The organism is Hyunsoonleella aquatilis (assembly GCF_014270105.1).
GTDB classification, from domain to species: domain Bacteria; phylum Bacteroidota; class Bacteroidia; order Flavobacteriales; family Flavobacteriaceae; genus Jejuia; species Jejuia aquatilis.
This window is the reverse complement of sequence record NZ_JACNMF010000003.1, coordinates 246,895-261,282: the sequence shown is the minus strand read 5'-3', so window position 1 is coordinate 261,282 and position 14,388 is coordinate 246,895. Positions and strand designations below refer to the sequence as shown.

At 38.4% G+C, this 14,388-nt stretch carries 8 protein-coding genes; all 8 read right to left on the bottom strand.

The genetic code is table 11. The features are described 5' to 3' along the window. Nucleotides 1-21: 21 nt before the first annotated feature. A complete protein-coding gene (locus H7U19_RS09845) occupies nt 22-1,527 on the bottom strand; it encodes a nucleoside hydrolase-like domain-containing protein (protein ID WP_222597416.1) in 1,506 nt (501 codons plus the stop codon). Then, nucleotides 1,520-3,694: a glycoside hydrolase family 20 zincin-like fold domain-containing protein gene (locus H7U19_RS09840; protein WP_186561863.1), complete on the bottom strand. Its 2,175-nt coding sequence runs from the start codon at nt 3,692-3,694 to the stop codon at nt 1,520-1,522. The genes H7U19_RS09845 and H7U19_RS09840 overlap by 8 nt, the downstream gene beginning before the upstream one ends. 215 nt (nt 3,695-3,909) lie before the next feature. Beyond that, entirely contained in the window at nt 3,910-4,617 is a 708-nt protein-coding gene (locus H7U19_RS09835; protein WP_186561861.1) for a fibronectin type III domain-containing protein, read from the bottom strand. A 1-nt stretch (nt 4,618) separates the two neighbouring features. Beyond that, on the bottom strand, nt 4,619-6,814 hold the full coding sequence (locus tag H7U19_RS09830; RefSeq protein ID WP_186561858.1) for a T9SS type A sorting domain-containing protein: 2,196 nt from the start codon (nt 6,812-6,814) through the stop codon (nt 4,619-4,621). Nucleotides 6,815-7,112: 298 nt separating this feature from the next. Then, a complete protein-coding gene (locus tag H7U19_RS09825) occupies nt 7,113-9,590 on the bottom strand; it encodes a BNR-4 repeat-containing protein (protein WP_186561857.1) in 2,478 nt (825 codons plus the stop codon). A gap of 125 nt (nt 9,591-9,715) precedes the next feature. Then, complete coding sequence (gene rhaM / locus H7U19_RS09820) at nt 9,716-10,030, bottom strand: L-rhamnose mutarotase (RefSeq protein ID WP_186561855.1); 315 nt, start codon at nt 10,028-10,030, stop codon at nt 9,716-9,718. 95 nt (nt 10,031-10,125) lie between these two features. Continuing rightward, nucleotides 10,126-10,992: a T9SS type A sorting domain-containing protein gene (locus tag H7U19_RS09815; RefSeq protein WP_186561853.1), complete on the bottom strand. Its 867-nt coding sequence runs from the start codon at nt 10,990-10,992 to the stop codon at nt 10,126-10,128. Between the two features lie 761 nt (nt 10,993-11,753). Continuing rightward, nucleotides 11,754-14,381, bottom strand: coding sequence for a hypothetical protein (locus tag H7U19_RS09810; RefSeq protein ID WP_186561851.1), 2,628 nt, complete (start codon nt 14,379-14,381; stop codon nt 11,754-11,756). Nucleotides 14,382-14,388: the final 7 nt, after the last annotated feature.

Genomic DNA, 14,388 nt, shown 5'->3' with positions numbered 1-14,388 from the left:
CAATCCTCATAAATTAAACCATTATTCAACCGTTATAACTATCCTTCTATAATCGTGTAATGAAGCAATGCTACTATCATCTTTAATTTCCAGAATAATATGAATCGTTTTTCCTGAAGCATCTTCAGGGATGTTCAATTTTATAATAGACTGAGATGAATTTTTAATGATTTGGGCATTTCCATTGTAAGACCCAGCCTCTTTGTAAATCCACCAATTATAAACGATATTATCACCATCAGGGTCAGAAGAAGCAGAAGCGTCTAATTTGATGCTATCACCAGCATTAGCTTTTACAGAATGAATTTTCTCAGTATTATCACCGTTAATTGAGGCTACTGGATGATGATTGGCATTTTCAAAAGTTGCTACACACCAATCCATTCTGCATTGAAAATCGTTGTAATACGCTTGTCGCCACCTCCAAACCGGCGTGTAAATTGAGTTATAGACTTCATTAGTTTCTGGGTCTGTCCATTCTTCTGAAACTTCGGTATATAAGTAATAATCTCCATAAGTCTCCTCATCCACTCTAACACTTTTATGTCGAGAAGGTACATTCTTTATTGGCTTTTCTGAAAATCTACCACTCCAACCTCCCCAACTGGGTTGACTAATATCTGATAATCCCTGATGTATAAGCCCCAACCAAGGAATGGTTCCACCACCCTCAATAAAAACCAATTTACCGGTAGGCGTTTGCCTAAGTGGAAACAATCTCCCTAAAGCACCATGGTTTTTAATATGTTCCAATGCCCATTGATGTTGTCCTGTGGCATTATAGGCATAAGGCTTCCAAGTATGAGGCCCTTTTTTATCGGGGTCAGGGTCATTTCCCCAGGCCCAAGCTGGCCCACCATAGGCGTAGGTTTGATAGTTACTTCGTGTCCAATGGATTTCTGGATAATTGGCACAAATCCATGCTCCTGCATTGTCTTGCGCTCCATTTTCAAATACCCTTAGTTTTTTGAGCACCTTCTTGAGAGCCTGTACAGAATGGCTCGCCTTAAAATCATTCAAGGCTTGCGCTAATGTATTGGAACCCGCATTTACGACAATGTAAATTAAACGCGGGTCATCTTGTTTAAAAATATCAATTAATAACCGTGACCCTTCTGTACTTTTCCCTTCACCAACATCTCCCATACCATATCCAGGTTGACCTGAAGCCACAATACTCCGCAAATAGGCAGGTTCTGGATAACCCTTGGCGTGTATATTCAAATTTTCAAAAACCTTTTCATAGCCATCGATAAGATTTTCAAACAAATCTGGATAGAGTCTTTGTCTCTCAACCAATCTATGTTTGCTATGTAAATACTTTCCGCTAACGGCTATCAGCCCCTCGAGATCAAATTCATTAGAACACATGAGCATGTGAACCATCTGCTGTTCTTCGTCGGGTTCATTGCCCATATCTGCCAATATAACCAGCCGATGTTTTGAAGATTGACTCAAGGCAGTCTGCCCCAAACAAATAAAAAGACTTAAAGCAATAAGTTTTAAAACATTCATATTACTATTCATTTTTAGCTATATAAATATCCTGTTCTACCCATTTGGTAATTTGATTCCAATCTACAATGCCCACTCTATTAGTCCATAAAGGATTATGATTTTGCAACATGGCTTGGTGTACGTACTGCTTCCAAAAACCTAATGCATTTTCTAAGGCTTTCACTGCCAAATCTTGGTACTCCTTTTTATTAGAATTTCTAAATAATGCTAAATAAGTTGCGCCTTCAATTTTGTAGGCATAATGCTTTCCTAAAAAGGATACAGTTCTAATATCGTTTAATGTGAATTGCAATTCTTTATCGTTGTTTTTTTCAATTCCCTCCAATTCTTTTAAAGCACTTTCTGCGACAGTAATAAGTTTTTCTGAAACTTCCAAAGGTGTTTTTAAAGTAGTGGTGTTCCCTCCGGAAATCATTTCTACATAATCTGGAATGGATTGATTTCCTGATTTAGGATGTACCCCAAGTGAGATAAACCGATTAACATCATGAAACCCGGTTTCATTCTCCGCCTGTTTGGGTCTACTTTTACAACCTTCAATATACCATTGAAAATCGAGACTTCCCCAATGAAAACCTGTAGTCAATGGGTAAACCATAGAGGCATTTTGCCATGCGGAAAATAATTTATCTGCATCGATACCCGAAAAACGACCTGCCAAGATATCTTTAAATCGTTCATTGGATATCGTAGGGTCGTAACTTAACCTGCCCCATAATAGCCACTGATACCAATGTTTTTCTACTTCGATTTGATTGGATTTTATTGGTTCTTTGGTCAAAAAATCGCGTCCCCAAATCCATTGGTCCGAGCCAAAATAAATGCCTTTTGCAACATCGTCATGAGGTAGGTTATTAATAAACTCTCTTGTAAAATCTGGTGCACCCCACCTGAAGTAAAAGGTATCATCATTACGTAATCCCCATAAGGTTTTCATGCCCTCGATCTGTTGTAAATAGTTGGCATCTTCGTGATACGGTTGCTGGGTAGCACTATAAACGTGCGCTTTTGCATACTTAAAACAAAATAAAAACTCCACGTTGTCTGCTTCAACCACAGCTTTAAATTTTTCTGCAATTTCCTTTGCACCTGACTGATGTTGCCTATGAATAAATTTAAACTGTCGCTCAGGCATTTCCTTGGCTGCATCTAAAATACCAAGGCCATAAGTCTTATAAGCCCAATCTTCGCGTTCTTGGTGATTAGCACCTTTCATGTTCTCTCCTGTTGTCAACCCAATACCAGCTAAATCTGGATAAGTAACAAACAGTTGCTTGGTACTTTTTCTAAAATAATCCGTGGTAATTTCATTATCTCTATCGTCTGTGATGCCATATTTCCCTTGTGTACCATAGTCAAAAATGTTCCATGTGATGATATGAAAATCAATGTTCCTGCTCTTTCCGTAGGCCATCACTTTTTTCCAGAATTCTATTTTTTCGTCAATCGTTATTCTTTTTAAAACTTCTACATTTTCCAAAATTTCTGGTGCATCAAAACCAATGGCCATAAGATTATAATTTTCCTCCCATTCTACGGTAGAACGTTGAACATCATCTAACGCAATATCTTCATATCCTGGCACCTTTACCAAAGATGGAAACGGATGCAAGCTCCATAATGAAATGTAGTTATACCGGTAACGTGCCATAGAATCAATATAATCCTTCCAAAAACTAAAATCCCACATGTGCGGTATATTGTGCTGAGCCACATCAGAAACATCGGTATAACTAGGTGTACGTACATCCAATGGTATATTAAATTTAGGCCCACGCATTTCTAAGTAGGGATTACGAACCATTGGTTTTACACCATCAAATCCGTAAAGTTTTAATTGCTCTGCAAGTTCCAAGGTGCCGTACATTAAACCTGCTTCGTCACGCCCAATAACCTCTACTTTATTGTTGGTGACATCGATTTTAAAACCTTCATGTTTTAGGGTGTCAATATCTCTTATGGATAAAACTATATCTGCTTTATCCGTAAGTTTAGTATCAATAACCCTATACAACGAGCCCAAAGCCGATTCAACATCCCTTAAAGCAAATGAAACCTGCGGTGTGTCAGATAAGGTAACAATATTTACTTTGTTTTCCTTTTTGTTACATGCATAAAACAAAAAACAATGAAACAAATAGAGGGCAGCATGGATCCTTAAAGGTCTTTTTCCCATTCGATAATGTAATAAAGTTGAATTTCTTAAATCTAAAGCATAAAAAACACATATTTATCCTGCTCTTTACTGTTTTCTTACTTCAATAAAACAAAAAGCCAAGTAGCTTATAAACTATTTGGCTCTTTCATACTCAGAAGGCATTAATGAATTGGCTTTTTAGTAAATTTCCAAAAGACCGGAACCTACAAACATGTTTTAAATCGTCGACATATCTACTTAATAGTAAAACTCCATATTTGCCCTATGGTTACACCTCCATTACCATCTTTCACTACTATTTTAAAATAGTATGTTGAGGCCGCGCTTAAACCAGTAGCTTCGTATGTAGTTGCTGATTGATTTTCTGATACTTTCGTGCTTGGGTCACTATCAGTATCAAGATATACATCATAACTCAAAGTGTCATTATCCACATCACTTGCGGTCCAACTAAGTGTTGCGCTAGTACCATCTATTTCGGAATTTAATGCCGGTTCTACCAAACTCGGTGCAAACGGAAGGTGGTTCGAAACACCGTCGCCCTCAGTCAGGAAATTGCTAACGGCCGAATAGGCGCTCTCCGCGCCTTTTGTATCGGTTGCCTTTAACCGCCAATAGTACGAATTGCCCTTTTCAAGGCTAATCACCCTCGAGGTGGACGAACTTGGAACGCCGTAAGCCAACGATGAGAAATCACTACTTTCGGACACTTCCACCGTGTAGGTTATGGGGTTGCCCTCGCTGTCCGTAGAGGCGTTCCATTCAAAGACCACGCTGTTATTGATGCACAGCGTATTGCTCAACGGATAGACCTGCACGGGTACAGTGGGCGCTGTGTTTTCCGGATCCGGACCTGGGCCCTCTCCATCACCGTCTCCTCCACTGCTACAGGACATTAAAATACTTGTAAGGACTATTAAATATAAATATGGCTTTTTCATCTTATTTTTTGATTAATTTTATAAATACTGGAGCTTCTAAATTCACTTTAACAAAATAGATTCCGTTTGGTTTATCTTCTATATTCAAATTGATTTTTCCAGAATTTGTATCGTATCTTTTATGGCCTACGAGTTGAGAATGCATGCTATAAATTTCTAAATCAACGGATTTTAAATTATTCGGTACATAAATCTCAAACAAACCACTTGAAGGGTTGGGGTAAGCCTTGACATCCTCAAGAAGGTTAATGGTTTTGGACATTTCCCCTTGACAGGCATCCTTGCTCTTCACCTTCAAGTCGTCCCCGTGATTCACGTCCACATTGAAGCGGGGATGGTAGGTCTCCAAAATTTGATTGCCATTAATATAAACTGTATATGGTGGTGCTCCTGAATCCACAGAAACTTCTACGGACTTCTTATCCAATCTCATCTTTCCCGTCAGGCTCGTGCCACCTTCTATCTCTACCTCGTAGCAGTGGCTGTAATTTTTCCCTACTACATCAATACAGAAATCGTAAGTACCAGGACTTAAATTTTCTATAGTTGTATCTTTATTAAAGTCGTAAACCACTCCATTAATAGTTGTAGTGTAGTTGTGCACTGCCGCACCGCTAATGATAAGTCTTCCGTTGTTTTTGTTCTCACAGGTCTCCCCTATGGCCTGTATTGTAAAATTATTTGGTAAAGTAGGATCTGTAGGCCCTATATCCAAATCTATGATTTGCAGGTATAATGGTTGGGCGCTACCCGATTTATCCTCCATAAGATAGTAATACACTTTACCGCTATGTATATGTATTACGCCATGATCAAATGTTCTGCCCGATGTGGCTTCATAAACTCTTTGAAAATTATTAGTACCTCCTTCGGTTTTATCGACAAAAACTCTTCCGTTTTGTAAACCTACAATAAACACATCGTTGCCAGCTGTATACAACGCTGATCCGCCTGAAAAATCCTCAGAGGTAATAAAATCCGTTGCCCCTGACGGTTTATAAGTATGCAAAAATTTTGTGACATTGTTTTCATTATCTTTAACTCTACTTATAATATGGATATCTTCATTGGCCGTTACCGTCCAATCGAAATTACCAACTATGTGAACTTTGTCTTTTTGAGTGGTTGCCACATAATCTCCTGGCTCCATAACTTTTATAAAATCTGCATCATATAGAGGTACTGTAAAAGCCTCTCCTTTGTGATTTTTCCAACCAGTGGCACCACTTGGATCATCTGAATATGCATAATACACACCGTTTTGGTATTGATACTTATCATTATTGTTAGAAGACCTACGCTGAAAACCAATGCGTATTTTTCCATTTACGTATTTAATATCTCCATATAACCCCCAGTTGTAAGTGATACCAGGCTGACTTTTTGCATTTAAGCTATTAAAATCTGTAAAGTTATTCCAAGTTCCTGTATTTGCATCATACTTGCTAAACTTGTACATGCCATTATTGTTTCCACCTTCTCGCATAAAAAACAGAAGGTCTCCCTGGTCATTTAGAAAAAAGCTAGGATAGGTTAATGCTACAAATTCTGATTGTGCCACGTTTCCAGGTGTACGCAAGTGTTTGTAATCTCCGTCCACTCCATTGTCTTTAACAAATTTATCCAAGGTAAATTCATTGTCCGGTACGGTTGCCGCATTTGCTACCGAATAGGAATACCTAAAATAATCATTGGCCAAACTTCCGTTTGAGGGTCTTGTTGCACTATAAGCATGCATATCGTATAGCAAATGGATGGTTCCGTCCAATGGACTTATGCCAACGGCACAGGTATTGTGTGATTCGCCAATCCAGTACTGATTTTGATATCCTGTGTGTCGATGAGGGAATTCAATCGTAGCAACTACACCTGTTACTTTATTGTAGCGCGAAAGCATCAAATGACGATTTGCCTTTCCTCCTCGGTACCAAGTCATGAAGACATAATCTCCATAAGACTTTACGGCATCGCCATGTGCGGAAATACTACGGCCGAAGAAAAAATCATAAGGCGCATTATCACCTGTGTTTGAGGCTCCACTGCTAACCTTACTACCATCAAAATGCAAACCTAGATCGGTAATCTTTATTTCCTCTTCTAAGACAACCTGGGCACTTGCAATATTAGAAAGTGAAAGAAGCATCAACAATAAAATAGTAAAGCCAATGCCACTTTGAAGCGTGTATTCTTTTTTCATAGTTCGATTTTTTATTCTAGCAAACAATAACCCTGTGAAATTACAAAAAATTAGATTTTATAATATCCTGTAGTATATGGGTGAACATTGGCCAAAGTATTTTTATTTAATCGCTAAACCTTTGATAGTGTTGAATTACTGGAATTTACGTCCGGAATACCGCTTTTAATATTCCAATTTACCGTAAGGTTGTATTGCTCAATCTTTCCAACCACATTTCTTTAAAAAAAAAACCAGAAAAAGCAGTGCTTTTCTGGTTTTATAAAATTTATAGGTACTTAAAACTTTAAATACTCATCTATCTTATTACTAATTTTGTATGGCTTACCCTCTGTAGATCATCAACTACCTTTATCAGGTATAATCCTGGGGCAAAGCGTCCATTGTTTTCAATTTCCAGTCTATCCTTGGTAATGGTTTTTCGATAAACTTCTTTACCTAGCATATCATTTATAACAATACTGGCCTTATTAAACCCATTGAGCAACACCGTAAAACGCTTTGAACTCGGGTTAGGATACACCTTAATCGATGACGACACAAGTTCCTTATCGTCTAAACTAAGAGGTGCATTACTCGCTAATTCGACTTTCCATTTGCTTCGAGTATCCGTAATGTCAGCAGTTTTATTATAAAATACATCAATAGCATCATGATATAAGAAGTTACTACCGTCTTTAACTGCAAACCTATAAACATCTTCATCTTGAATATAATAGGCTGTCCAGACTTTATCAACGTCTGTATTTGGTGATGACCTAGTCGTGCTTATTATGGCATTACCAGCTCCTGCACCAGCGCCTCTTAAAACACCGCGAACTTCACTATCTATATTATAATATTCGGTTCCACTCACTGTTGATTTCACAAAAGTCCAGTTTATAGCGTCATTACCGGAAATATAATCACTACTAAATACATCTCCACTAGTTGTTGACGATTCTAGATATTTTCCTGTTTCAACATTTTTTATTCTATAAACCTGTCCTGTTAAATCTGTCGGATCAAAAGTTTGAGCATTAACCGTTATTTCAGTTGAAGACACCGTTTCATTATTTCCATTGTAAGCTACTGCCTGAAGGGTATAGCTACCGTCAATAGCTGGCGCCCAATCAACAAAATAGGGTTCAGAACTATCTTCACCAAAATACGAACCATCAACCAAAAACTCTACCTTTGAAATACTGCCGTTTTCATCAACTGCATCTGCGGCAATCTGCACAGTTTCACCTGTATAAACAGTTTCTCCGTTACTCGGGTTGGTTAAAGCAACCCTGAACGGTTCTTGCACAATGTCCAAATCGATAATCTGAAGGTATATAGGTTGCGCGCTACCGGATAGATTTTCCATTAAATAATAATAAGCTTTACCGTTAGCTATGTGAACCCTTCCGTGCCTAAAGTGCTTACCTGTTGTTGCTTCATAAACTCTTGTGAAATTGTTAGTTCCCCCTTCTGCTTTTTCTACAAATACACGTCCATTTTTCAATCCGATTAAAAACACACTATTGCCCGAAGTATAAACCGCTTCACCACCTGAAAAATCTTCTGAAGTTATAAAATCCGTAGCTCCTGAAGGTTTATATGTATGTAAATACTTTGTAACGTTATTTTCATTGTCCTTTACTCTGCTGATAATATGCACATCTTCATTAGCAGTTACCGTCCAATCAAAACCACCTACAATATGCACTTTATCTTTAACGGTAGTCTGCACATAATCACCTGGTTCCATTACCTTTATAAAATCGGAATCGTACAGTGGCGTGTTAAAACTTTCGCCTTTATGATTGTTCCATCCACCTACGCCATTTTGATTATCGGAATAGGCATAATACACTCCATTTTGATGGCTAAACTTATCTTGACTATTTCCTAACCTTCTTTGATATGCAATTCTTATTTTTCCATTTTCATATTTAATGGTTCCGTATAGTCCCCAATTATACTGGATACCCGGCTGACGGTTAGCATTTAAACTATTAAAATCCACGAAATTACCCCAATTACCTGTACTAGCATCATACCTTATAAATTTGTACATCCCGTTGGTATGCCCCCCTCTACGCATCCACATAAACAAATCGCCATCATCGTTTAAAAAGAAATGCGGGTAGGTTAATTCAAGAAACTCTGACTGTGGAGCAATACCTGGCATTTTTAAATGCTTGTACATGCCGTTTGAACTTTGCACGAACTTATCGAGGGTGAAATCGGCATCGGGCAATCCTGCAGTATTTGGCAATGAGTAGGAGTACCTAAAATAATCATTTGCCAAACTACCATTAGAAGGCCTGTTAGCACTATACGCATGCATATCATACAATAAGTGTATTGTCCCATCTATCGGGCTTATTCCAATAGCAATAGCATTATGAGCTTCCCCAATCCACCATTGATTTAGATATCCTGTATGCCTATGAGGAAACTCTATAGTTGCCATGGAGCCAGTAACCGTATTGTACCTAGTCAACATAACATGACGGTCTGTTTTACCTCCACGGTACCAAGTCATGAACACGTAATCACCATAAGACTTAATACAATCCCCCTTTGCAGTGATGGTAGAACCAAAGTAACGGTCATACTTATCATCATCACCGTTATCTGGGGCGTTGGCGGCAACCTTATCCCCATTTAAGTGAAGCCCTAAGTCTGATACTTTCACTTCTGCCTCTAGGGTAACTTGAGCCTCGGATATAAAGGAAGCCAAAAGTAAAACAAGCAGTTTTGCAACCATTGTCGCTCTACCTATCTTAAAATAATTCTTTTTCATAATTTTCTTTTTTATAGCAATAACCTTAACAAAAATTATTGCATAAAATTACATCCATATCAAATAAAAAGTGTCCTGCCCTATACTGTTAGTTATAAGCTGGTTATTGGACTTGCGGAACAAGGCTACTCTAAATAAAACAACTCCTCCAAAGGTATTGAAACAGGCGAGTTGTCCGGATTGGTTTCCATGATATCAGCCATAAAATCCCACCACTTTTTAACAATAGGATTATCGGCTAAATCCTGAGACCCTCCCTCTCCGGATACTTTTTGAAACGCAAATAACGTACTGGTTTCTTCATCCAAAAATATAGAGTACTCACTTACGCCATTGTCTTTAAGTAGTTGTTTCAATTCTGGCCATAGCTGGTCATGCCTTTTTTTATAGGCATCCTTTTGCCCTTTGTTCAATTTCATTTTAAATGCTAATCTCTGCATAGTATCATAATATTTAAATCAAAAAAAACATCCTATGCTCAATATCAGCATAGGATGTTTTTAAAAAACTTTATTAAATAAGGTATTGGCCTTACTTACAGCTTTAATACTTTTTTAGTAAAGCTTCCACCATTTCCAGTGAAATTAACTAAGTACATACCGCTAGTAAATGCGCTAACATCCAATTTAAGTGATGTTTCGCCACTTAATTCTCTTGATAAAACCTCTTTACCTACAAGTGAGAATACAGTAACTTTTTCTACATTAGAAGTCAAACCTTCAATACTGATTTCATCATTTACAGGGTTAGACACAAATATTGAACTTGTATCAAACTCATCATTGCTTAATGTAGATACAAGAATGAATCGAAGTGCGCCAATTGCACCCGGACTTTGAAAATTTACTGGGTCACCTGCTGCAGCTGGAGCGTCTCTATATCTTAAGTTTCCTTGTCCTGGAGGTTTTGCGAACAATGCATTGTTTCCAGAGCCAGACCAACCAGTCGCTTTTCTTCTTTGAAACTGGTCATAACCGTAGTTTGGATCAGTGTTATCACCAATCGGTTGACCTGGTACAACAGTAAGCGTAATTTCAGGATCTGATCCGGACCCATCTAAAGTTGATTGATCTACAGCCATGGTAAAGTCTCCAACACCAGGAATTGATGCCCAAATTTCCACATACCCAGAAGAAGCTGGCGTTCTATGGTCTGTTACCGTCCAAACTTGAGTTGGATCATCGCCCGGTAATAATGCAGCCCATTCTAAAGCACCAGAAGAGCTATTAATGGTCATGTAAAGCTCGGTCGCCGCATCAGTAGGAGGAGTAGTTTCAGTACATACTGCAAGCTTATAAGTACCTGGCTCAAGCCATAGTTCAGGACATGGTTGAGCTTGTACTTGAAGCGCAAACATGGCAAATAATAAAAATGCACTAATTCTTAATGTAATTTTTTTCATAATAAATTAAATGTTTATTAGTTAATAATAGTTTTACCCTATAGAAAACTCCTATAGACCGACACAATATAAAATACTTTTGTTTTTTAGCTATCCTGTACAATCATGGTTCAATACAAACATTCGTTATAATTCAAAAAAAATGGATTTATTGCAATTGGAAACCCTTGTGGCTACTAACTATGTGCTCGATATAAAATAGATGATTTTCAGTTGATTAATCTAAAAACACCCCTGTAGTTCTATCAAAAGGGAATAACTTTACCTCGCGAAATTACTCCATTAAGGGTATTCAAACAGAGTGTTCCGAAAGGAAAACGCAACGCTTGTCTTAAGAAGTTTGATATTATATTTAACCTCACACGCTCTTATAAACACAAAAACCAATGCTTTGTCATGTCGACAGAGCGCAGCATAAGCGACGAGACATCTCACTGGTATGTGGTTTCCCCTTGCTCGAAATAACAATATTCATTATTAATAAAGGAGAGGTCCCTGTTTTAAATGTATAATACGTCGAACTCACGTTAATTTAAGTTATAAGTTACTAATTTGAATGATCTCGAAATCAGGTTTACTAAGTTTTTGGCTATCACCTAAAAAAGACTAGGTGATTAAGGCGTCAGAATTATTTTGGGTTGGAGGTTTTTGGTGCAACTAGTTTCTAAGGCTACTTACCTTACAGCTGATACCTTCAATTAATACTGGTTTTGGGGCCGAACACCAATTTGATACCAAAGAAAAGTATGTGCCTCCAGCCCTCACCTCTCAATATGGAAGTAGGGCATGCTGTGTATTTCGTTGTACAGGCCAGGGTAGACTATGACCCCCCCATCAGTATCCAACAGCGTAAAATATAATAGTACATCATAATTTGAATCCAACACTTCCATGGGTATTTTGGCCACATATTTTGTGCCGTCCCATTCCATATTCAGTTCGTTGAATTTACCTTTGGTCATATTTGCTTCTCTGTAGTGTACTTTTGGCTGTTGGAAATCGTCTAATCTCGCTCCAGTAAGCAAAGCAACGGCTAATTTACCTTTGGAGGATACCGCACCAGGAACAGAAGCCCTTAAACTTTTAACAAATTCATCATTTTTCGATTCTAATTCTCTCCAATAGGTCAAGGTGGCTATTCCAGAGGGGTCTTTAATAATGCCCTCTATTTTGTTTATATCCTTATCTATTTCAACCAACCGGCCTTTCCACGAGCCATTGTCATGCAAAAATCGTGGTGATTCAAAATATTGCTGTTCTGTCAAACTGTCAATGATAGCCCAACAACTTTTAGCCTTATACATCTGTTGTAATGATGACTTCAAATATCCCTTATTTTGCGTTTCTTCATAAAATGAAAAGTCCGTAGCGGCTTTGATTTTAAAAGAATGGTACTGTGCTAGGTTTGATAAAATTTTGAGATCAATTTCATTTGTAATAAATTCCTTTTTATGAGCTTCAGGTATATCTGCCAAGCGGATACCATCTAATGAACGCAATACATCTTTGGCCAAAATACTGAAACGTTTTGCCAGTTGCCCAGGAGTAATTTTTGGCCTGACACTATCCTTCAACTGATCTTTTACATAATCCTCTATACTATAAAAAAGCCCCGGATCACCCGGTTCTGATGATTGATAGGTTCTATTTTTCAGAATATAATAGGGATTGGCATTGTGTGCCACGAAAAGCGCACCTCCGCTCTCTATTTCAGCCCAGTTATAATTGCCAGGATGAAATGTAAGGTGTGAGGACGTAATTAAGGGCAATACTTTACTGGCCGATCTGTAAGCGCTCAAAACATTTTTATAGGCTTTGTCGTAACGTGCTTTGAATTCCCGCTCCCAAACCTGAGGTTTTACATTGCTAGAATACCCTAACCTTCCAAATAATACATACCATGCCCAATAGCGCTCATCTTCCCAAGTGAAATATTCCATGGTGTCGTCCTTGAAAAGACGCCAGGTATTTAGCTTTCTCCCCAATGGCGGCGTTACCTGAAATCCTTTGGCATTACCAAAACTAGTGCTTTGTGAAAACCGGCGCGCATAGTCGGGGTCTGCCCAGGTAAACATGCGCATTGTACCAACGCCCCATAACCTATAAATAAAATCGAAATTGCGAGAATGGCTTAAAAAATCTGCGTAACCATAGCGTTGCCGTTTATCAACGTTGTACAACATAGTCAGCTCTCCCTTCCTCATTTCCATGGGATGGTATGGCAACCCAACACCCTCCCAAGTATATTTACTGGTTACACTAAAATCTAATCCAGTTTCAGAAACAAACTCCCTTATGGGCTTTGTAAGGCCTTTTGCCCTTATGTCCAAAAAAACCTTCCTGTTCTGCCCTCTATTGCTGACGGCAATGGCGTCGATGATTTCCTTCCAAAAATGGTCTGCAGTATTCCCAAACCCTCCGACGCCGGACTCATAATTTACACGCAATTGAATGCCATCTATCTCTGGCACTTTCTGCAACAGCGCAAGCATGCCTTTCGAGCAATAAGTAGTATATGCCGTGTCGTCTTCGGGTAAACCAGACACTAATTCATCACTCCTACCATGCCCCCAAATACCGAAAACAAAGTCCAACCCATAATCATGGCATGTTTTGCCTATTTTCCTTAGCTGATTAAGATACTGCGTTGGAGAATTTTTGTATTCCCCAATTAAACTAACCCCTTCAAATCCCTGAACATCAAAAAGGTAAGGATACACAGGAATCATAAATTCCTGATTTTTGCCATCATTGTAGCCCGTAATCAAGGTAAGCCTATTAAAGCGGTTTTTAACAAGCTTGCCACAATAATATTCCCAATAGTCCTCAGAAAAGAACCAAGTATCGTCGTGCTCACTCGCTATAAACTTATCCAGCCCCCGTACTTGGTTGTCGGGATATTCAATAGTATTTTCAATCTCGGTTAAAGCATCGAGCCCTTTGTACTTTATTTGATCTGCAAGCTCATTTAAAGCGTATGCTAGGCCTATGGCGTTTGTACCTCCTGCAACTAATGCCCTTCCCTGCTTTGTATTTCGCCATTGGTAAAAAACCCCCTCCGGCTTATTCAATTTTATCTTGGGTTCATCAGCAACCCATCCACCAATAAGACTGTCACCTAAAGCCCCAATTACTAGGGTTAAGGGTTTTGTATTGGTTAGCGAATTCCGGACTTTATTAATTTTTCCACCTGATGCCTCTATGGCATGAATAAGATTGCGTTTTCCATAGTTAACCGGGCCTAAACTATCTTGAAGTGTAGTTCTGTCAATAAGTGTAATTTCATTATTCTGAATAAAGGTGTTCTTCTCGATAGATTGTGCTACTCCCTGAATTGGTAAAACTACACAGCAAAAAAGCACTAGATTTATCAGAGTAAAACACTTCATAGTATTA